The 20,891-nt window shown below is 49.9% G+C and carries 18 protein-coding genes and 3 tRNA genes; 10 read left to right on the top strand and 11 right to left on the bottom strand.

Annotation, left to right across the window (positions count from 1 at the left end; all coding sequences use genetic code 11):
* Positions 1-70: 70 nt before the first annotated feature.
* Positions 71-1,327 (top strand): N-acetylmuramoyl-L-alanine amidase AmiC, encoded by a 1,257-nt coding sequence (gene amiC / locus EC843_RS23960; RefSeq protein ID WP_064543819.1) that lies wholly within the window; start codon positions 71-73, stop codon positions 1,325-1,327.
* Positions 1,328-1,447: 120 nt separating this feature from the next.
* On the opposite strand, the gene EC843_RS23965 is transcribed toward amiC, so the two are convergent.
* The 3 genes from EC843_RS23965 to EC843_RS23975 all read right to left on the bottom strand — a co-directional run bounded on the left by EC843_RS23965 (position 1,448) and on the right by EC843_RS23975 (position 1,802).
* Positions 1,448-1,524: transfer RNA gene (locus EC843_RS23965), tRNA-Met, on the bottom strand.
* A gap of 62 nt (positions 1,525-1,586) precedes the next feature.
* A tRNA-Met gene (locus EC843_RS23970) sits at positions 1,587-1,663 on the bottom strand.
* A 62-nt stretch (positions 1,664-1,725) separates the two neighbouring features.
* Positions 1,726-1,802, bottom strand: a tRNA-Met gene (locus EC843_RS23975).
* A gap of 208 nt (positions 1,803-2,010) precedes the next feature.
* Between EC843_RS23975 and mltA the strand changes: the two genes are divergently transcribed.
* Entirely contained in the window at positions 2,011-3,111 is a 1,101-nt protein-coding gene (gene mltA / locus EC843_RS23980; RefSeq protein ID WP_064543821.1) for a murein transglycosylase A, read from the top strand.
* An 83-nt stretch (positions 3,112-3,194) separates the two neighbouring features.
* Positions 3,195-4,004: a tRNA cyclic N6-threonylcarbamoyladenosine(37) synthase TcdA gene (gene tcdA, locus EC843_RS23985; RefSeq protein ID WP_064543823.1), complete on the top strand. Its 810-nt coding sequence runs from the start codon at positions 3,195-3,197 to the stop codon at positions 4,002-4,004.
* Here tcdA and csdE read toward each other — a convergent pair.
* On the bottom strand, positions 3,995-4,435 hold the full coding sequence (csdE, locus tag EC843_RS23990; protein ID WP_064543825.1) for a cysteine desulfurase sulfur acceptor subunit CsdE: 441 nt from the start codon (positions 4,433-4,435) through the stop codon (positions 3,995-3,997). The two genes, tcdA and csdE, sit on opposite strands and share 10 nt — an antisense overlap.
* Positions 4,436-5,641: a cysteine desulfurase CsdA gene (gene csdA, locus EC843_RS23995; protein ID WP_133523175.1), complete on the bottom strand. Its 1,206-nt coding sequence runs from the start codon at positions 5,639-5,641 to the stop codon at positions 4,436-4,438.
* A gap of 194 nt (positions 5,642-5,835) precedes the next feature.
* Here csdA and EC843_RS24000 point away from each other — a divergent pair, with 194 nt between their 5' ends.
* The 4 genes from EC843_RS24000 (at position 5,836) to rlmM (ending at position 8,907) form a co-directional block, all read left to right on the top strand.
* On the top strand, positions 5,836-6,063 hold the full coding sequence (locus EC843_RS24000; protein ID WP_064543829.1) for a YgdI/YgdR family lipoprotein: 228 nt from the start codon (positions 5,836-5,838) through the stop codon (positions 6,061-6,063).
* A gap of 388 nt (positions 6,064-6,451) precedes the next feature.
* Complete coding sequence (gene gcvA, locus EC843_RS24005) at positions 6,452-7,369, top strand: glycine cleavage system transcriptional regulator GcvA (RefSeq protein ID WP_064543831.1); 918 nt, start codon at positions 6,452-6,454, stop codon at positions 7,367-7,369.
* Between the two features lie 49 nt (positions 7,370-7,418).
* Positions 7,419-7,814, top strand: coding sequence for a DUF423 domain-containing protein (locus tag EC843_RS24010; protein ID WP_064543833.1), 396 nt, complete (start codon positions 7,419-7,421; stop codon positions 7,812-7,814).
* On the top strand, positions 7,807-8,907 hold the full coding sequence (rlmM, locus tag EC843_RS24015; RefSeq protein ID WP_064543835.1) for a 23S rRNA (cytidine(2498)-2'-O)-methyltransferase RlmM: 1,101 nt from the start codon (positions 7,807-7,809) through the stop codon (positions 8,905-8,907). Before EC843_RS24010 ends, rlmM begins: the two co-directional genes overlap by 8 nt.
* Positions 8,908-8,985: 78 nt before the next feature.
* On the opposite strand, the gene xni is transcribed toward rlmM, so the two are convergent.
* A complete protein-coding gene (gene xni, locus EC843_RS24020; protein WP_064543844.1) occupies positions 8,986-9,756 on the bottom strand; it encodes a flap endonuclease Xni in 771 nt (256 codons plus the stop codon).
* A 220-nt stretch (positions 9,757-9,976) separates the two neighbouring features.
* On the opposite strand from xni, the gene EC843_RS24025 reads away from it, so the two are divergent.
* Positions 9,977-11,161, top strand: coding sequence for a PLP-dependent aminotransferase family protein (locus tag EC843_RS24025; RefSeq protein WP_064543837.1), 1,185 nt, complete (start codon positions 9,977-9,979; stop codon positions 11,159-11,161).
* A 53-nt stretch (positions 11,162-11,214) separates the two neighbouring features.
* On the opposite strand, the gene kdgT is transcribed toward EC843_RS24025, so the two are convergent.
* Complete coding sequence (gene kdgT / locus EC843_RS24030) at positions 11,215-12,207, bottom strand: 2-keto-3-deoxygluconate transporter (protein WP_064543839.1); 993 nt, start codon at positions 12,205-12,207, stop codon at positions 11,215-11,217.
* A gap of 410 nt (positions 12,208-12,617) precedes the next feature.
* On the opposite strand from kdgT, the gene kduI reads away from it, so the two are divergent.
* Positions 12,618-13,454: a 5-dehydro-4-deoxy-D-glucuronate isomerase gene (gene kduI / locus EC843_RS24035; RefSeq protein WP_120063204.1), complete on the top strand. Its 837-nt coding sequence runs from the start codon at positions 12,618-12,620 to the stop codon at positions 13,452-13,454.
* A 570-nt stretch (positions 13,455-14,024) separates the two neighbouring features.
* Here the strand turns inward: kduI and EC843_RS24040 are convergent.
* The 4 genes from EC843_RS24040 to queF form a co-directional block, all read right to left on the bottom strand.
* The gene (locus EC843_RS24040) at positions 14,025-15,389 is read right to left on the bottom strand and encodes an L-serine ammonia-lyase (RefSeq protein ID WP_064543842.1); all 1,365 of its coding nucleotides are present in this window, start codon (positions 15,387-15,389) and stop codon (positions 14,025-14,027) included.
* Positions 15,390-15,458: 69 nt separating this feature from the next.
* Positions 15,459-16,757, bottom strand: a complete 1,299-nt coding sequence (locus EC843_RS24045; protein ID WP_064543846.1) for an HAAAP family serine/threonine permease — start codon at positions 16,755-16,757, stop codon at positions 15,459-15,461.
* 486 nt (positions 16,758-17,243) lie between these two features.
* Positions 17,244-18,608: a nucleotide 5'-monophosphate nucleosidase PpnN gene (gene ppnN / locus EC843_RS24050; protein ID WP_121815002.1), complete on the bottom strand. Its 1,365-nt coding sequence runs from the start codon at positions 18,606-18,608 to the stop codon at positions 17,244-17,246.
* 115 nt (positions 18,609-18,723) lie between these two features.
* Entirely contained in the window at positions 18,724-19,566 is an 843-nt protein-coding gene (gene queF / locus EC843_RS24055; RefSeq protein WP_121815003.1) for an NADPH-dependent 7-cyano-7-deazaguanine reductase QueF, read from the bottom strand.
* Between the two features lie 67 nt (positions 19,567-19,633).
* Between queF and syd the strand changes: the two genes are divergently transcribed.
* Complete coding sequence (gene syd / locus EC843_RS24060; RefSeq protein WP_064543852.1) at positions 19,634-20,182, top strand: SecY-interacting protein; 549 nt, start codon at positions 19,634-19,636, stop codon at positions 20,180-20,182.
* Positions 20,183-20,891 lie beyond the last annotated feature (709 nt).

Genomic DNA, 20,891 nt, shown 5'->3' on the forward strand with positions numbered 1-20,891 from the left:
CGCTAAAGTTTTCGGCTCAAAAAATAAATGTCGTTATTTGGTTCACGGAAAAACACCGCTCAGGAGAGCTATGTCTGATTCCCGTTCTTTAATTAGTCGTCGCCGCTTATTGCAGGGCGCAGGCGCTATGTGGCTACTGAGTGTCAGCCAGGTTGGCTTTGCAGCCTCGAGCCTGGTCGTGGCGGTGCGTGTCTGGCCGGCATCGTCTTACACTCGTGTCACACTGGAATCGAACAAAGAGCTTAAGTATAAGCAGTTCGCACTGAGCAACCCCGATCGGGTGGTGGTGGACATTGAAGGTGTGAATTTAAATTCAGTATTGAAAGGTATTGGCGGCCAAATTCGTGGCGACGATCCTTTTATCAAATCGGCGCGTGTCGGGCAGTTTGATCCGCAAACTGTGCGCATGGTTTTTGAGCTCAAGCAGAACGTCACGCCGCATCTTTTCGCCCTGGCACCGGTAGCAGAATTTAAAGAACGCCTGGTGATGGATCTCTATCCGGCCAATATGAACAGCGAGCAAGATCCGCTGTTAGCCCTGCTGGAAGATTACAACAACGGCAAACTGGACAAAGATGCGCCACCGTCACCTGAACAAGGGCCGAAGCCGGGTAAAGCCGGGCGCGACAGGCCAATTGTGATCATGCTCGATCCTGGGCACGGCGGGGAAGATCCCGGTGCCATCGGGCCAAATAAGACGCGCGAAAAAGACATTGTGCTGCAAATCGCTCGTCGCCTGAAAGCGCTTATTGATAAAGAAGCGAACATGAAAGCCTATATGACGCGTAACGAGGATGTGTTTATCCCGTTAAAAGTCAGGGTGGCGAAAGCGCAGAAGCAACGTGCTGATTTATTTGTTTCTATTCATGCGGATGCGTTTACTTCAGGCGCGGCACGCGGCTCCTCGGTCTTTGCACTTTCAACCAAAGGTGCCACCAGTACTGCGGCAAAATTCCTTGCTCAAACACAGAACGCTGCCGACTTGATCGGTGGGGTGAGTAAGAGTGGTGACAGGTATCTCGACCACACGATGTTCGATATGGTGCAGTCGTTGACCATCAACGATAGCCTTAAATTCGGCAAAGAAGTTCTAACCCGATTGGGTCGAGTGAACAAGCTGCATAAAAACAGTGTTGATCAGGCTGGCTTTGCCGTGCTGAAAGCACCGGATATTCCATCGATTCTGGTGGAAACCGCATTTCTGAGTAACGTTGAGGAAGAGCGCAAACTGCGTACTGCAACTTTCCAGCAGGAAGTTGCGGAGTCAATTCTGGCAGGGATTAGGGCGTACTTTGCGGATAGTTCGCGATTAGCACGGCGTGGATAGAGCCAATTTATTGTCGGATGACGCTTGCGCTTATCCGACCTACAACTGCATTTCGTAGGGTGGACATCAAATCACCCGGATTTCAGATACAAAAAAACACCCGTTAAGGTGTTTAAATGTTGGTTGCGGGGGCCAGATTTGAACTGACGACCTTCGGGTTATGAGCCCGACGAGCTACCAGGCTGCTCCACCCCGCGTCCGTAAACTTCTTTAGTACCCAAATGATTTTCATCATTGCGCTAAACTTCAGCGTCTTAGTTGGTTGCGGGGGCCAGATTTGAACTGACGACCTTCGGGTTATGAGCCCGACGAGCTACCAGGCTGCTCCACCCCGCGTCCGTATAACTATTTACTGCTAATGGTTTTCACCACCGCGCTAAACTCAGCGACTTTTTAATTGGTTGCGGGGGCCAGATTTGAACTGACGACCTTCGGGTTATGAGCCCGACGAGCTACCAGGCTGCTCCACCCCGCGTCCGTGGAAGCGCACTATACTCTGCTCGGCTTTTGATGCAACCCTTTTTTTAAAAAATACCCGATTTGTCTCATCTAACTGATAATAATTTAATTTAAGTACAAATAACGAACACATCTGGGCTGTGCGAGGCGCAACTCGTTTAAATCTTGCGGCGTGTTTGCTATCTTCCCGTGGCGTAATGCGGCATAAACAGGGCGAGGAAGTAATGATAGGACGTTGGACGAAGTACATTGTAACTGGGGTAATGGTTGCCATTCTGGCTGGCTGTTCCTCGAAACCGACAGATAAAGGTCAGCAATATAAGGACGGGAAGTTCACCCAGCCATTTTCCCTGGTCAATCGCCCGGATGCGGTAGGGGCGCCCATTAACGGTGGCGACTTTGCTGAGCAAGTTAACCAGATTCGTTCTGCCTCTCCTCGCCTCTATAATAGCAAGAGCGATGTTTACGGCGCGGTTCAGCAGTGGCTGCAGGCCGGTGGCGATACCAGTAAGCTGAGCCAGTACGGGATTGACGCCTGGCAGATGGAAGGTGCCGACAACTACGGCAACGTGCAATTCACCGGCTATTACACACCAGTCGTGCAGGCGCGTTACACCCGTCAGGGTGAGTTCCAGTATCCGATTTACCGCATGCCACCAAAACGCGGACGTTTACCTTCCCGTGCCGAAATCTACAGTGGTGCCCTGAGCGACAGCTACATTATTGCTTACAGCAACTCCTTAATGGATAACTTCATTATGGATGTGCAGGGCAGTGGCTATATCGATTTTGGCGATGGCCAGCCATTAACCTTCTTTGGTTACTCAGGCAAGAATGGCCACGCTTATCGCAGTATCGGTAAGGTGCTTATCGACCGCGGTGAAGTAAAGAAAGAAGATATGTCGATGCAAGCCATTCGTCACTGGGGTGAAACTCATAGCCAGGCCGAAGTACAGGAACTGCTTGAGCAGAACCCATCTTTTGTCTTCTTTAAACCTGCAAGTTTCGCGCCAGTGAAAGGGGCGAGTGCCGTACCGTTAATTGGCCGCGCCTCTGTCGCGTCGGACCGCTCCATCATTCCAGCAGGCACCACGATTCTGGCAGAAGTCCCGTTACTGGATAACAACGGTAAATTCAGCGGGCAATATGAATTACGCGTGATGGTAGCACTGGATGTTGGTGGCGCGATTAAAGGCCAGCACTTTGATATCTACCAGGGGATTGGCGCGGATGCCGGTCACCGAGCAGGTTGGTACAACCATTATGGTCGCGTTTGGGTACTGAAAAACGCACCAGGTACTACCAACAGCGTATTTACCGGTTAAATTTTCCCCCTGACGGGCTGTATAATCAGCCCGTCGTCTTTACCCGCAAGAACACCCGCAAAGATTTTTCCGAGGATAACGTAATGTCTGTAGTGTTGACTGATGCCTGGCTGCAACGCTTTGGTGGTACTGCTCGTTTGTATGGCCGCAATGCCCTACAACTGTTTGCGGATGCGCATGTTTGCGTGATTGGCATTGGTGGCGTCGGCTCCTGGGCGGCAGAAGCACTGGCACGTACCGGTATCGGCGCGATTACGCTTATCGATATGGATGATGTTTGCGTGACCAACACCAACCGCCAGATTCACGCATTGCGCGATAACGTCGGGCAGGCCAAGACCGAAGTGATGGCGGCGCGTATTCGTGAAATTAACCCGGAATGCCGCGTCACGGTAGTGGATGACTTTATTACTGCGGAAAATACCGCGCAGCTGCTTAATCAAGGTTTTAGCTACGTTATTGACGCTATTGATAGCGTGCGCCCTAAAGCGGCTCTGATCGCTTACTGTCGACGCAATAAGATCCCGCTGGTCACAACCGGTGGAGCCGGCGGGCAAATCGATCCTACGCAGATTCAAGTGGTCGATCTGGCGAAGACTATTCAGGATCCGCTGGCAGCAAAACTGCGCGAAAGACTAAAAAGTGATTTTGGCGTGGTGAAGAACAGTAAAGGAAAGCTCGGTATTGATTGCGTGTTTTCCACCGAAGCGCTGGTTTATCCGCAGGCTGATGGTTCAGTGTGTGCAATGAAAAGTACCGCCGATGGCCCGAAACGTATGGACTGTGCATCCGGTTTTGGTGCGGCAACGATGGTCACCGCCAGCTTTGGTTTTGTGGCGGTGTCCCATGTTTTAAAGAAAATGATGGCAAAAGCGGCGCGGAATCAGGGCTGAACCGCGGTACGAACGGCTTGCGCTAATGCCGCAAGCCCGCTGCTGCGCGAGGCGCTTAGCTGATTGCGCAGCCCTAAATCATCGAACAGGGCGAGCGGATCGTCATTCAGCAACTGTTCAGCCGTTTTCCCCTCGATTGCTGTGAGTAACACCGCCAACAAACCGCGAACAATTCGCCCCTCACTATCCCCATAGAAATGCAGCGTGCCATTTGCCTGCAGGCTGTGACCCAACCAGACTCGGTTTTCACAGCCTGCAATTTCTATCTCATCGCGTTTGAGGTCTGCGGGAAGTGCCGGAAGTTGTTTCCCCAGCAGTATCAGCTGGCGATATTTATCTTCCCACTGCTGCAACGGAGCAAAAGTGTCTCGTAAACTGTCAGCGGTGATCGATGTGCCAAAAGGGTGACCGGCTAAAAATCCACTTGTCATTTAATCCACCAAAATTTCCAGCGCGTTGTCGATGGCTTTGACCAGCGCATCGACATCAGCCTGCGTATTGTAGGGGGCAAAAGAAGCACGCAAGGTGCCAGCAACACCCAATGCGGCAAGCAAAGGCTGAGCACAATGCTGGCCAGCACGCAGTGAAATGCCCGATTCAGCCAACAGTGTAACCATGTCGTTGTGGTGAACACCTTCAAAATCAAATGCTAACAGGCTCGAGTCCTGGCAGCGGAAGCTGCGAAAACCCGGTCGCTTTGCCAGTTCTGCTTCGGCAAGCGTCGCCAGCCCACGGCTATATGTTTCAGCTTCGGTTAAATCAACGCTTTCGAGCCACTCAAGTGCTGCACTCAGGCCAATAACTCCCGCAACGTTTGGCGTACCCGCTTCCAAACGATATGGCACAGGCTGCGTTTTAAAGCCTTCAAATGAGACATGCGTAATCATTTTCCCGCCGCCTAGCCACGGAGACATCTCTTCGAGCAGCGCAGTTTTTCCATAGAGCGCACCGATGCCGGTTGGGCCATACAGTTTGTGGGCGGAGAAAGCGTAAAAATCGATATCTAACGCTTGTACATCCGGTGGGCAATGCACCACACCTTGTGCGCCGTCAACCATGACAGCAGCGCCTGCTTCATGGGCAAGCGTAATCGCTTTGGCCAGATCCGGGCAGCCGCCGGTGACGTTAGACATTTGCCCCAACGCAAGGATTTTGGTTCGTGCGTTAAGTAACGCGGGCAATTTGCTTAAGTCGGCGAGGTAATCTTTGCCAAGCGGTAGCTTGATAATTTTCGCGCCAGTTTGTTCTGCAACCATTAACCACGGCACAAAGTTGGCGTGGTGCTCGGCTTCGCTAACAATAATTTCGTCGCCAGCTTGCAGGCGAGGGCGTGCGTAGCATTGAGCGACCATGTTGATCGCTTCGGTAGTGCCACGTGTCCAGACGATGTCTTTGCCCGAAGGTGCGTTGAGCAGCGCAGCGACGCTATCACGAGCGGCTTCATAACGCTCAGTAAGGCGTTGTGCTTCGGCAAATTGGCTACGATGAACGTTACCGGCGCTCAGGCTATAAAACTGCTGAGTCGCTTCAATGACGGCGCGAGGTTTAAGGGTAGTTGCGGCACTGTCGAGATAGACACCAGCATCAGCCAGCGCCGGAAACTGGCTGCGAAAACTGGCGGGATTGAATGTTTTCATGATTTTCCTCGTATCACTATGAGACGATCGTGGCGCATTTGTCTTAATCGCACAAGGGATCAATGACCTTCGGAATAGTCTGCTTAGCCAGGCAAGCTCGTGAAAGAGGGTTATGCTGAATAATGTTAGGTGAATCTTTCACCCTGGTTATTTTTAAGAGTTAATCAGCATTAATCGCTACTAAGGAGAAGAATATGAACAAGGCAGCCGCAGCAGTATCAGCAGGTCTAATGGTTCTTGCTCTTTCAGCATGTTCAAGCCCGAACTACGTGATGCACACCAATGATGGTCGAAGCATCGTCGCTGATGGCAAACCTCACACCGATGACGAGACAGGGATGATTCAGTACAAAGATGCTAATGGGAACAAACAGCAGATTAACCGTACTGACGTCAAAGAGATGGTTGAGTTGGAACAGTAATCTTTTTGCTCAAACTTCAGGTTGTTCAAACTACAGATTACTCAAACTACAGGCAAAAAAAAGCACCGCAATTAGCGGTGCTACATTAATCACTATGGACAGACAGGGTAAATGTACAGGAAGTGAAAAAGGGGTAGCGAAGCTACCGGGGTCTGGAATGCCAGACCAATTGCAAACACAACAACACAACATCACAACCGTAAGCCAAAAGCCCTCCGAAACACGCATTCCAGATAACTTTTCGTTCCGGCTCAGGAAGTGACGCCACTATAGGTATTTGCTGGTGCATCCTCAACGGACAATTTATAATGGCTCAGATAAAAAAAACTAATAGGTTAATTAACTTCACCTGTTTGTTAATAGACTTTAACATTTAAGCCAATCAACTATGTCCAAGCGTTTGCCACCTTTAAATGCCTTACGTGTCTTTGATGCTGCAGCTCGTCACCTGAGTTTTACTAAAGCGGCCGAAGAATTATTCGTGACTCAGGCCGCCGTGAGCCACCAGATAAAGTCCCTGGAGGATTTTCTGGGCCTAAAATTGTTTCGTCGTCGCAACCGCTCGTTGCTGCTGACGGAAGAAGGGCAGAGTTACTATCTGGACATCAAAGAGATATTCTCACAGTTAACCGAGGCCACTCGTAAGCTGCAGGCTCGTAGCGCCAAGGGGGCGTTAACGGTCAGTCTGTTGCCAAGTTTTGCCATTCATTGGTTAGTGCCACGCCTCACTAGCTTTAATACAGCTTATCCGGGAATCGACGTTCGTATACAGGCGGTTGACCGTCAGGAAGATAAACTTTCAGATGATGTCGACGTCGCGATTTTTTACGGACGCGGCAACTGGCCGGGCTTGCGTGTGGAAAAACTGTACGCAGAGTATCTGCTACCGGTTTGTTCACCCATGCTGTTAACGGGCGACAAGCCGATCAAAACCCCAGAAGATTTAGCCCATCATACTTTGCTGCATGATGCGTCTCGTCGTGACTGGCAGACCTACACCCGCCAATTGGGGGTAAGCCATATCAATGTGCAGCAAGGTCCGATATTTAGCCACAGCGCGATGGTGCTGCAGGCTGCGATTCACGGGCAAGGCATTGCTTTGGCAAATAATGTGATGGCGCAATCGGAAATTGAAGCGGGTCGTTTGGTTTGCCCATTCAATGATGTTCTGGTGAGTAAAAATGCCTTTTATCTTGTTTGTCATGACAGCCAGGCAGAACTGGGTAAAATAGCGGCCTTCAGGCAGTGGATTCTGGCGAAAACCGCGAGCGAACAAGAAAAATTCCGTTTTCGCTACGATCAATAAGCAAACCAGTGCGTAGGCATGCCACTACGCCTTACTTTAGGGTTACACCATGACCAGCCGATTCATGCTGATTTTTACTGCGATTAGCGGTTTTATCTTTGTCGCCCTCGGCGCCTTTGGGGCACATGTATTAAGCAAAACGCTTGGTGTTGTTGAGATGGGGTGGATTCAAACCGGTCTCGAATATCAAGCATTTCATACATTAGCGATTTTTGGTCTGGCCGTTGCCATGCAGCGCCGGATCAGCATTTGGTTTTACTGGAGCAGCGTATTTATGGCGCTCGGTACTGTTCTATTCAGCGGCAGTCTTTATTGCCTGGCGCTGTCTCACTTACGCCTGTGGGCGTTTGTTACTCCCGTCGGTGGGATGAGTTTTCTCGCCGGTTGGATCTTGATGTTGATTGGTGCAATGCGCCTGAAACGTAGGGGCGCAAGCCATGAATAAAGTTATTTTGTACTGCCGACAAGGTTTTGAGAAAGAGTGTGCGGCAGAGATTACCGATAAAGCCAACCAGCGTGGCGTGTACGGTTTTGCACGTGTAAAAGAAAACAGCGGTTATGTGGTTTACGAATGTTATCAGCAAGATGATGCTGACAAACTGGCGCGTGAATTGCCGTTCAGGGATTTGATCTTTGCCCGTCAAATGTTCGTTGCCAGTGAACTGCTTAAAGATCTTCCAACCGACGATCGCATTACACCGATCACCGGCATGTTGACGGGTATGGTCGAGAAAGGCGGCGATCTACGCGTGGAAGTGGCCGATACCAACGAAAGCAAAGAACTGATGAAGTTCTGCCGTAAGCTGACGGTGCCATTGCGCACCAGCCTGCGCGAAGCCGGTATTCTGACCAATTACGAAACGCCAAAACGCCCGGTAGTGCATGTGTTCTTTATTGCACCGGGTTGCTGCTACACCGGCTATTCGTATACCACGAACAACTCGCCTTTCTATATGGGCATCCAGCGTCTGAAATTGCCTTCCGAGGCACCAAGCCGTTCAACGCTGAAACTGGAAGAAGCTTTCCATACTTTCATTCCTGCTGATGAGTGGGACGAGCGTCTGGCAAACGGGATGCACGCCGTTGACCTTGGAGCCTGTCCTGGCGGTTGGACTTACCAATTAACGCAACGCAACATGTGGGTTTGTTCCGTCGATAACGGCCCAATGGCGCAAAGCCTGATGGACACCGGGCAAGTGACCTGGTTGCAGGAAGATGGTTTTAAATATAAGCCAACCCGCAACAACATTTCCTGGATGGTTTGCGACATGGTTGAGAAACCGGCGAAAGTGGCGAGTCTGATGGCGACGTGGTTAGTGAATGGCTGGTGTCGCGAAACCATTTTCAACCTCAAGTTGCCAATGAAGAAGCGCTATGAAGAAGTGTCGCAAAACCTGGCGTTGATTCATGAAAAACTGGCAGAACATGGTATCAGCGCCGAGATTCAGGCACGCCAGTTGTACCATGACCGTGAAGAAGTGACTGTACACGTGCGCCGTATGTGGGCTGCAGTGGGCGGCCGTCGCGACGAGCGTTAATTTAATCACCCTCACCCCGGCCCTCTCCCTCAGGGAGAGGGGGAAAACCAGACGGTTCCCTCTTCCTGTGGGTGGGGGCTAGGGTGAGGGCGTTCCACCTGGTAAACGTAACTGCTGCAAATTCCCATCAAGCACCAGGTCCGTCTGCAACTTTGCCACCTGGCGGCTGATAAAAGCACTTTCCCGATGCTGTTCTAACTTCTTACGCCACTTCTCCGGGACTTCATCCAGCCGTTCGTACAGTGCTTCCAGCGTAGAAAATTGAGTGATCAGTTGTGTGGCACTTTTCGGCCCGATCCCCGGAACGCCGGAAATTTTGCTGCTGCTTATCCCCGCAAGTCCCCAGAAATCAGCGAGCTGTTCAGGCTGCACGCCATATTCCTGCGCAATAAACGGCGCGTCGAGCCAGCGTTTTTGGAAATAGTCGCGGATTTGAATGGTTGGCGCGAGTAACTGGCAAAAACCTTTATCAGTCGAGACAATGGTGGCGCGATGCCCACTTGCTGCTACTTTTACAGCGAGGGTTGCTGCCAGATCATCTGCTTCATTTCCTTGAGAATGCCAACACGCCACGCCTCTTTTGGCGAAGGCGGCACGTAATATTGGCATTTCTTGATGTAAGGTATCTGGCATTGGCGCACGGCCAGCTTTATAGTCTGGCAAGACCTGATGTCGCCAGCCTTCGCGGCGGTCTTCGTCATCAAACACGGCGACAGCGTGGGTGGGCTGACTGTGTGTTATCAGCGCATCCAGAGCGTGCAGGCAAGTATCAACGCAGGGTGAGCCTTGAACCGCATGAATCCGGCGTATTAAATTCAGGGCATCAACGATAAGTAAATGAATCATCATGGATATTTCGCTTTCAACATTCGCTTTGCACACACTAACATTTCTGTGGGGTGACCGCGAATACGAAAGGTTGATTCAGGAAAGCCGCTCGCAATAAATACATTGCTAACAAATTAGGTTGCTATGTAATACCCATTAGCATTCGAGTTGCAGCCAACACCCCTGCGGCTTGAAGGATGATGGGGATATTTTTAATGAATAAAAAATCAGAGATAACAACATGAGTCATAGTTCACACCTTGCACAACGTATTCAGGCCCTACAACCGTCAGCAATCAGAGAATTGTTAAAGCACAGCAAAATGCCAGGCGTTATTTCCCTTGCTGGTGGCATTCCTTCCAGTGAGTTATTCGATAAAGAAGGTCTGGGCATTGCGACACAAAAAGTGGTCGCTGAGAACTTTAACGACGCGTTTCAGTACGGTTTGACTGAAGGCACTGTCGAATTGCGTCAGCAATTAGTCGGGTTGTGCCAGGAACGGGGAATTACCACCAACCCGGAGCAGCTGCTGATTACCTCTGGTTCACAGCAAGCACTGGATTTGTTGATGCGTGCGTTAGTGAACCCTGGCGATGTTTTTGTTGTTGAACGCCCGACTTATCTGGCAACACTGCAAATTCTCAGCCTGAATGAAGCCGATGTGAAATCAGTTGGCAGCGACGAGCACGGTATGAAAGTCGATGAGCTTGAGGAATTGCTGAAAACCACGCGTATCAAAGGCGTCTATCTGGTGCCAACGTTCGGTAACCCAAGCGGCACAACGTTGAGTGCCAGCCGTCGTGAGCAACTGGTCAAACTGGCCGAAGAGCATCATTTCGTCATCGTTGAAGATGACCCGTACGGTGCGATTAGCTTTACCGATACCCGTGAGAAAACCTTGCTGCAAGTCGCCACTGAACGTGGCAGCCAGGAAAACGTGGTTTATACCTCGACGTTTTCTAAAATCCTGGCGCCAGGGCTGCGTGTTGGCTGGATTGTGCTGCCAGAGTGGATGAAGCAAAAAGTGGCTATCATTAAACAAGCTACCGATTTGCACGCCAACTCATTTACGCAATCACTGGTATCGGCGTACCTCACGCTGGATCGTCTGAACCCGCAGATTGAGCTGATTCGCGAAGCGTATAAGAAGAAGTGCTTGAGTCTGTCGAAGTTTTTACATCAGGAACTGAGCGAGCACATTACCTTTAACCAGCCGCAGGGCGGGATGTTCCTGTGGGCCGCTTTCCGCTATGAATTTGATACCACGCGTTGGTTACAGCAGACACTGGAAAAAGGCGTGGTGTATGTGCCTGGTGAGTTCTTCTTTAGCGATCATGCAGACAAAAAAACGCTGCGTTTCTCTTACGCTACGGCCACAGAAGAACAGCTTTATGATGCTGTTCAGCGACTGAAGTCCGCGCTATAAAATAAAAAATGGAGCCGAAAGGCTCCATTTTATTATGCAATTAAAGAACAATATTAATGAGATAACTCGACTGGCTCATCGTCATTATTATTTTTGGCAGTACCACCCATACGTTTTGAATATAGTGCGGTAATAATTGGCACCAGAATCGCGGTCACAATCACGCTGGCTGCAACTAATGCCGTTGCAGAGGCGGCCACTGGCTCAAACGCTGGGTTGATTTGTGCAATGATAACCGGGTTTGCGACTGCCGCACCTGCGGCGGATGAAGCTGCAATCCCTGCGGTACCGTTGCCACCACCAATGAATTTATCTGCCAGAATCAACGGAATACCGGTGATGACGATAACAGCTACACCCAGCAAGATACCCAGCAGGCCAGTGTGCATAATCACATTCAGGTTGATGGTGTTACCTAATGCAAAGCCGAAGAATGGAATCAGTACCGGCGTTGCTTTGCTGAAGAAGGTACGGAAATCGTGGTCAAGGTTACCTAATGCAAAACCAATCAGGAATGGCAGAACAGCGCCGATGAAGTGGTGCGGTTCAAAAGAGCCCAGACCGGCTGCACCCAGAATAACCATGGTCATCAGTGGGCCAGATTCCAGCGACATCAGAACAAAAGCACCCGATTCTTCTTTAGTACCATACTGGTTCATCAGGCTCGCATACAGGCCGCCGTTGGTCATGTCCATCGCAGAAACGAGGGCCAGAACAGACAAACCTGCAAACATCCCCGTCTGAATGCCACCTTCAGGAATAAACGAGGCGGCAACCATTGCCACAACCCAGGCCACGGCAATTTTAGTCAGAACCAGCGTACCGGACTTACGCAGTACCGTGCCGGTTGCTCGTAGATCTATAGAGGCTCCAATACAGAAGAACCAAACCGCCAGAATGGGAACGGTGCCAGTGATCATCCCTTTAGTAAATGAACCAAAATATGCGCCAGTGTCTGGAGCGAAAGTATTCAGCATTGCCCCAAGTAACAACGGGACTAGCATCATCCCACCAGGAATGCGTTCAATGGTGGCTTTAATTTTCATGGTAATTCCTTATTATTTTTTCATTATATACAAAGTGTTAATGAAAAAATTTCGTAATAATTAACGGTGAGAGCCGTTTGTATTCCTTGGTTGTATAGAGTGTCAGGTCAGTGATGTTGTTTGCTCTGAATGGCTGTTTCATTAACCTTATCGAGTGATTTACCGTAGCATCAATGCCTCGGTGATGATCTCTCCAGACAAACTATCCATCCATTGGAATGATGATTCAATCAAATTGAAACAATATTTCAATTTGGATCACATTATTTTTCTATACAGGTGATAAACTGTCTAAGTGGTGCGGTTAAATGTGGATTCTTTGTGATCAACAATATTTTAATTGCTAAATTTTTATTAATAGTAATGAGTGTTTCTTTTATTGCGCTCATTAATCCCAGTAAGGAAAAGTAATGGACATTCGTCAAAGCATTCATAGTGATCATGCAAAAACCCTGGATACTGCGGGCTTACGTAAAGAGTTTCTGATTGAAACCATCTTTACCGCTGATGAGTACACCATGACTTACAGCCACATCGACCGCATCATTGTTGGTGGTGTGATGCCCGTCACTCGCACTGTGAGTGTTGGCGGTGAAGTCGGTAAGCAGTTGGGCGTAAGCTACTTCCTTGAGCGTCGCGAGCTGGGGGTTATCAACATTGGCGGCCAGGGCACCATTACTGTCGATGGGACTTGCTATGAAATCGGTACCCGCGATGGTTTATATGTGGGTAAAGGCGCTAAAGAAGTGGTGTTTGCCAGCATTGATCCGGCAAACCCTGCACGTTTCTATTACAACTGTGCTCCTGCTCATACCACTTACCCAACTAAGCGTGTGACTCCAGCCGATGTTGCTCCGGTGACTTTGGGCGACAGCGTTACCAGCAACCGTCGTACTATTAACAAATACTTCGTTCCAGATGTGCTGGAAACCTGCCAGTTGAGCATGGGTTTGACCGAGCTGGAACCAGGTAACCTGTGGAACACCATGCCTTGCCACACGCATGAGCGCCGTATGGAAGTTTATTTCTACTTCGGTCTGGAACAAGATAGCTGTGTCTTCCACATGATGGGCCAGCCGCAAGAAACTCGTCACATCGTGATGCAGAATGAGCAAGCTGTGATTTCCCCGAGCTGGTCAATTCACTCAGGTGTGGGTACGCGTGCGTACACATTTATCTGGGGTATGGTGGGTGAGAATCAGGTGTTCGATGATATGGATCACGTGAAGGTAGGCGATTTGCGCTAGTCGATTTTTGGGTGAGGAGTTGTTTGTTTCCCCTCACCCTAACCCTCTCCCAAAGGAGAGGGGATTGTCCGGTTTTCTCCCTATCCTAAAGGCTGTCTCTTAGTCACATCTTTGAGGGCCGCTTCCTGCCAAGCCGGACCAGAAATTCAAGGTCAAAGTCAAAAGCCAGAACGGTTTTGACCTTGTCCCCGGCTTCAATCGCGCCGTTTTTTACCCTTCAGTCGGGGTCACGTGGTCGGGAACCACGTGAGAGAGCGATCGTCGGGAACGGGTCGCGAACGACCCCGAATGTTGGGTGAAAAACGGTGTTTACCGCTTTAGCGGCGATTGATTTGCCGGGTGCCTGGATTATCAAGGTGTTGGCGTTAACCCCTTGATACGTTCACCGTTTTCTAGAATTAAAGAGATAACTGAACGCACGGGTGAACGGAAAATCAGCGAGGCTTGCAGATCTTACCCTGACAAAATTGCCAGGGCGAGTTGTGTATAAGAGACAGATCCTAAAGGAGAGGGGATTGTGCGGTTTTCTCCCTCTCCCGTGGGAGAGGGGCGGGGTGAGGGCAATGATCCCTAATCGCAGGAAACTTTCATCGCCAGGCCACCGCGTGATGTTTCACGGTATTTGGCGTTCATGTCCTTGCCAGTTTCGTACATCGTTTCAATGACTTTATCGAGACAGACTCGTGGTTCACTGGTACGGCGCAGTGCCATACGAGCCGCATTCACTGCTTTCACCGCAGCAATCGCATTACGCTCGATGCATGGTACCTGAACTTGTCCGGCAACCGGGTCGCAAGTCAGACCGAGGTTGTGTTCCATACCAATTTCAGCCGCAATACAAACCTGAGTAGGGCTACCGCCCAGTAACTCAGCAAGACCCGCCGCCGCCATTGAACAGGCCACGCCAACTTCGCCCTGGCAGCCCACTTCGGCTCCTGAAATCGAAGCATTCATCTTATACAACGAACCAATTACACCTGCGGCAAGGAAGTATCGTGCACAAGAGTTAGTGTTCACTTCACGGATAAATTTGTCGTAATAGGCCAGAACCGCAGGAACGATACCGCAAGCGCCGTTAGTCGGTGCGGTGACAACACGCCCACCTGCGGCGTTTTCTTCGTTCACCGCCAGTGCAAACATGTTAATCCAGTCGACAACTGCCATTGGATCGGAGTTGTTCTTATCGCTGCTGACCAACATTCTGCGCAATGCCGCAGCACGACGAGGTACGCGCATCTTCCCCGGTAGCACGCCTTCGGTGGTGATACCACGTTCAATACCGCTGCGCATCACATCCCAGACATTGGCAAAGTGCGCGTCGATTTCAGACTGTGGGCGCATTGCACGTTCGTTAAGCATCATCAAACCAGACAGCGAAAGCCCGGTATCTTTGCAATGACGCTGTAAATCAACCGCGCTTTTATACGGATATGGGACGGCAACTTGTTGAGTGTCTTCCACGCCAAAATGCGCTTCATCAACGATAAAACCGCCGCCGATAGAGTAATACGTTTGGCTGTAGATAACGCTTTCGCCCGCGAGCGCGGTAATGCGCATCCCGTTTTCATGCAGTGAAAGGTTGTCTTCGTGGAAGTTCATGCAGCTATCGACCGGGAATTCCACTTCATGCTGACCGTTGGCTAACAGCAGACGACCGTGTGTATTCACATCCTGAATGAAATCAGGGATAGCATCGATATCGACAGTGTCCGGCAGATTACCTGCCAGGCCCATAATAATGGCGATATCGGTATGGTGACCTTTACCGGTGAGGGAAAGTGAACCGTAGACATCTACGACGACACGCGTGACGTTGTGCAAAATCCCTTGCGTTTTCAAATCGTCAGCAAATTGAAAACCGGCTTTCATCGGGCCGACGGTATGGGAACTGGATGGGCCAATACCGATTTTGAAAATATCGAATACGCTAATCATGTTGCGTCCGTTGCCTGAGTAACTTTAGAAGCGAAAAAACCGCCCGCATGAGCAGGCGGTTTAGAGCGGTTAGATGAACAGAGAGTATAAAGAGTAAGAGATAGCAGAAATAGCGACCAGACCCATAATTACCACAAATACATTGCTGATATGACCACTGTATTTGCGCATGGCTGGGACTTTCTGAATCGCGTACATCGGCATCAGGAACAGAATCATCGCGATGATTGGGCCGCCGAGGGTTTCAATCATACCCAGAATGCTTGGGTTCAGAGTGGCAACAATCCATGTTGTCACCAGCATAAAGATCGCGGTAATGCGGTTCAGTTTACTCACTTCAATGCTCTTACCTTTACCACGCAGGGATTTGATAATCATCCCGTTGAAGCCTTCACGCGCACCTAAGTAGTGGCCGAGGAAGGATTTGGTAATGGCCACAATCGCGATAATCGGTGCCATCCAGGCAATAACTGGCGCGTTAAAGTGGTTAGCCAGGTAAGACAGAATTGAGATGTTCTGTGCTTTTGCTTCAGCCAGGTTTGCTGGAGACAGGCTCAGTACGCAGCTGAATACGAAGAACATCACGGTAATCACCATCATGATGTGTGCGTATGACAGGATGCGAGAACATTTCTTCTCAGCGTCTTCGCCGTATTCATTACGTTTTGCTACCGCAAAAGCAGAAATGATAGGTGAGTGGTTGAAGGAGAACACCATCACTGGGATTGCCAGCCACAAAGTCATCCACAGGCCGCTGCCTGTTGCCGGTGAGGCGCTGAAAGACATAGTTTCAAATGCGGCACTGCTCCAGTTAGGAATCAGATACAACGCCAGAACCATCAGTGCGGCAACAAACGGGAACACCAGAATGCTCATCGCTTTAACGATCATCTGCTCGCCGAAACGAACGATGGTCATCAGGCCAACGATTAGCAGCAGAGATAACAGCGCGCGTGGCGGTGAAACCATACCCAACTGGTGGGTGATGAAGCTATCGACGGTATTGGTGATTGCTACGCTGTAGACCAGCAGAATCGGGTAGATAGCAAAGAAATAAAGCAGAGTGATGACTTTACCTGCCCCCACACCGAAGTGTTCTTCAACAACTTCAGTAATGTCTTCACCAGGGTTTTTGCCTGACAGCACGAAGCGAGTCAGCCCGCGGTGGGCGAAGAAGGTCATCGGGAATGCCAGAATCGCCATGATGAACAGCGGAATCAGGCCGCCAACGCCGGCGTTAATTGGCAGGAATAATACGCCTGCGCCAATCGCTGTGCCATACAGGCCCAGCATCCACATGGTATCGGACTTGCGCCATGAGCTTTTGCTCTCGGCTGCGGCAATACTGCCGGTTTGAGTGGTTTCCATCTACTACTTCTCCAAAGGAACATATTGATTCGAAATCTGAGTCAACCGCGATGTATTGCCATTGACCACTGAAACTAAATGCTGTTTCACGGCGCTTTTATAGTAATTTTTGCCAGTGATAATCAGAGGGCGGAAAGATACATTCATGACGTCAATTCATCAGTGATCAAGATCGCAATTGTAAGAATCCACTATTTGTGTGGTTTTTTGCAGTTTTTATGTCTGCATTTGAGATTTTGATTGATATTTATACCCTTAAAAGTGTTTTATTTTAGATAATAAACCGTCGTTTCATTTTTATCGTGTAGCGTAATTGTCTGTATAAACACGGTTTCTGGAACGAGTGCGCACAAAATCATCACCTTTTGTGTAGATGAATATGCTGATACCGGTAACACTATGGTTGGAGGAATTGACGGTAATTTGTCAGAAAAAGTGGGAGAAATTCAGGAAAAAAAAAGGGCGGAGTTGCTCCGCCCTGGGGATTCAGGTACAGATTTCGTAGCAAGGAATGTAGGCACTGCCTGGTAATTTCATGCGGTGCTGGGCAACAAAGCCTTTCAGCAGATCGTCCATGCGCTTCATCATTTGTACGTCGCCGTGGATTTTATACGGCCCGTACTGTTCAATTGCGCGGATCCCACCTTCTTTAACGTTACCCGCAACAATGCCAGAAAACGCCCGGCGCAAAGAGGCGGCCAGTTGTTCTGCCGGTTGATCCGGGTACAACTTGAGGTTAGCCATGTTTTCATGGGTTGGCTCAAACGGGAGTTGTAGATCTGGCACAATACGAATCGACCAGTTAAAGCTGTAAGCATCGCCCGTTTCACGGCGATTCTCTTTCACTCTTGGCATCGCTTTTTTCATCTGACGTGCCACTTCAGCCGGGTCGTCGATAATGATTTGATAATGACGACGCGCCTGCTCACCCACGGTATTGACGATAAATTCGTCCAGTACGCGGAAGTAATCAGCACTCTCTTTTGGTCCGGTTAAAATTAATGGCAGCACTTGATCGTGATTGTGCGGGTTCATCAAAATACCGAGCAGATAAAGCAACTCTTCTGCAGTACCCACGCCGCCCGGGAAGATGATGATGCCATGCGCGATACGAACAAACGCTTCAAGGCGTTTTTCGATATCCGGCATGATGATCAGCTCGTTCACCAGCGGGTTTGGTGGCTCAGCAGCAATAATTGACGGTTCCGTCATACCGATAAAACGGCTTTCTCTGTAACGTTGCTGCGCATGACCCACCGCTGCACCTTTCATGGGCGCTTCCATCGCACCTGGGCCACAACCGGTACAGATGTTAAGTTCACGCAGGCCTAATTGAGTACCGACGCGACGCGCATAGAGATATTCGTTTTCGTTAATGGAGTGGCCGCCCCAGCAAACGACAAGGTTTGGCGCTTCGCCAACATGTAGTGCGCGGGCATTGCGTAAAATCGAGAACACCATATTGGTGATATTGGCAGGGTCTTCCAGGTCGAGATTCTGGAAGCGACCAGCGCTAGAAAGCTGGCCGTTGACGAACAAAATATCGCGCAACACGGCAAACAGGTTAGCTTGCAAAGCCCGGATGATTCGCCCATCGACAAAAGCGTCATCAGGCGGATTTATGAGTTCGAGTTTGACACCACGCTCGCGGCGCAAAATGTTGATATCGAAGTTTTCGTAACGCGACAACAGCTCTTTACTGCTATCCGTCTGGCTTCCTGAGTTAAGTACGGCAAGTGAACAATTGCGAAACAGTTGATAAAGGTCGCTACTGGCCGTGCGTTTAAGCATATCGACTTCCAGTTGCGACAACATATCCATTGAGCCTAGCGGGCTAATATGTGTAATCAAGTTAACTCCTTACGAAGCGTAAAGTGCTGCTCCCAATGATTACAATAGCCCTGGCGCGTTGAATTTAACAACCTGAAAACAACATTCCCTCCGCAGGCTGCGAGGTGTTTCGCACTTATTGACGAACCAGACGGCCAAATGCCGGATGGAAATCGGTATTTGTACGCCACGGGTTGATGTCCAGACCGCCGCGACGAGTGTAACGTGCATACACGCTCAGGCTTTGCGGCGCGCAGAAATGCTGGATGTCGTTGAATATGCGCTCAACACACTGCTCGTGGAATTCGTTATGCTGGCGGAACGAAATGAGATAACGCAGCAGCTTTTCGCGGTCGATACGTGGGCCACGGTAGCGAATTTGAACAGAGCCCCAATCCGGCTGATGGGTAATCAGGCAGTTGGATTTCAGCAAATGACTGACCAGCGTTTCTTCGACAATCTCATCGCCCGCCGCACCGCTCAGGTAATCGGCGTTAAATTCGTAATTCTCAATCGTGATATTTTGCTCATCAATACACTCGCCAGTGAACGCGGCGATCTCCTGGCCTTCAAGCTCATGCAGGCGGAATAGCACCACGCTGACGTCGCCTTGTGCACAGGCACTTAAATCGCGTCTTAAGGCTTCTTCGACGGCTTCCCAATCGGCAAATTGCGTCTGGTTAAAGCTGTTCAAATAGAGTTTGAAGCTTTTGGACTCGACCAGGTTTACGCTGTTGGCATCAAGCTGTACATGCCCAACGGCGACCTGCGGCAAACCGTTGCTGTTTAGCCAGGACAGTTCGTATAGCGTCCAGATATCGCCGCCACTAAACGGTAGGTTATCCGCCTGTAGGCCGAGTGGATCACGATTCAGGCTACGTGGTACGGCTTGTAATAACGACGGTTGGTATTGATCCTGGTAAGCGGTTGGCTTACCTAGCGTCAGGCCGCTCAGCGCCTGGTGTTTTTCATAAGACATGTGTCACCGATAGAATGCAGGTACAATTGGTCTTTATTGTACCGCACCTTGAGAGAGTGAGAAATTGGTGGATAACGACGTACGTCAGGCGCTGGAAGATTTTACGAATCGCTTTTGTCACGCATGGCGTGAACAGGCTGGGGGATGGCCCGCGAGTGAAGAACTCTATGGTGTACCTTCACCATGTATCGTGACAACAACCGGTAATGATGTGCGCTGGCAACCACAGCCTTTTACTCCTGCAAACGATCTCAGCGCAGTCGAACGGGCGATGGATATTGCTCTGCAAGCTGGTGCGCATCAGTTTTATACCACTCAGTATGCTGGCGACATGCCCGCTTTGTCTGGTCATCAGGCATTAACGCTTTTGCAGGCCTGGAGCGAAGAGGATTTTCAGCGCGTTCAGGAAAATCTGATTGGCCATCTGGTGACACAAAAGCGCCTGAAGCTCTCTCCGACTCTGTTCCTTGCTACCACGCCTGACGAAATGGAAGTGGTTTCACTTTGCAATCTCACGGGAGAAGTCGTGCTGGAAAAAATCGGCACTAAACAGCGGACAACACTCGCACCGTCATTGAGTTTGTTCCTTCAGGAGCTTCAACCGCAGGTTATTTAAGCGTTGATCGCTGCTGAGTTTGTGAGAGATCTCTTACACAAGCTGTAAGAGATCTCTAACTTTTCATTCGGAGTTTTATTAATAATTAATGTAATAGTTGTTATTTATTAATTAGTTGTGTTGATTTCTTGTCGCTTTTGAATGAAAGGAAACGTAAGCATTGGTTGTGAGTGCCTTGCGAGATTGAACGAAATAGAGGATTCTATGTCCGTCGACAGGATGTCGGGAAATGAAGGAGATGTCAGGATGATGTCACTTCATTGAAGAAGGGGAACACACCAGGATGGTGTTGCACGGAAGGCTTCATGATGAAGCAAGGAGCACTCAGGAAGAGTAAGGGACACCTCCAGGATGGAGAATGAGAGCCGAGCCAGGACGTTCGGTGGGTCTGGAAGACTAAAGGATATTGCATCAGGACGATGCCGGAACACCTCAGGATGATGGTAGCAGGACGCGAGTACGATGGATTGTAGGTCAGGAGACCACAGGACATAGTTGTCACGGACGAGCAGGGAGCAACAAAAGTAGCCGGATTAGCTGCGAAACGAACCGGGAGCACTGTTTATACAGTGCTCCCTTTTTTTATGCTTTTTTCACCCGCACTAAGAAATCATTGACTAGTCCTGCTATAGGTTGACACTTTTCGGCCTTACAACGCCCGATGAACTTCATCGGGCGTTTTGTATTTTAGCGACAGATGTGGCCGCCG

The organism is Buttiauxella sp. JUb87, assembly GCF_004361975.1.
Classification (GTDB): Bacteria; Pseudomonadota; Gammaproteobacteria; order Enterobacterales; family Enterobacteriaceae; genus Buttiauxella; species Buttiauxella ferragutiae.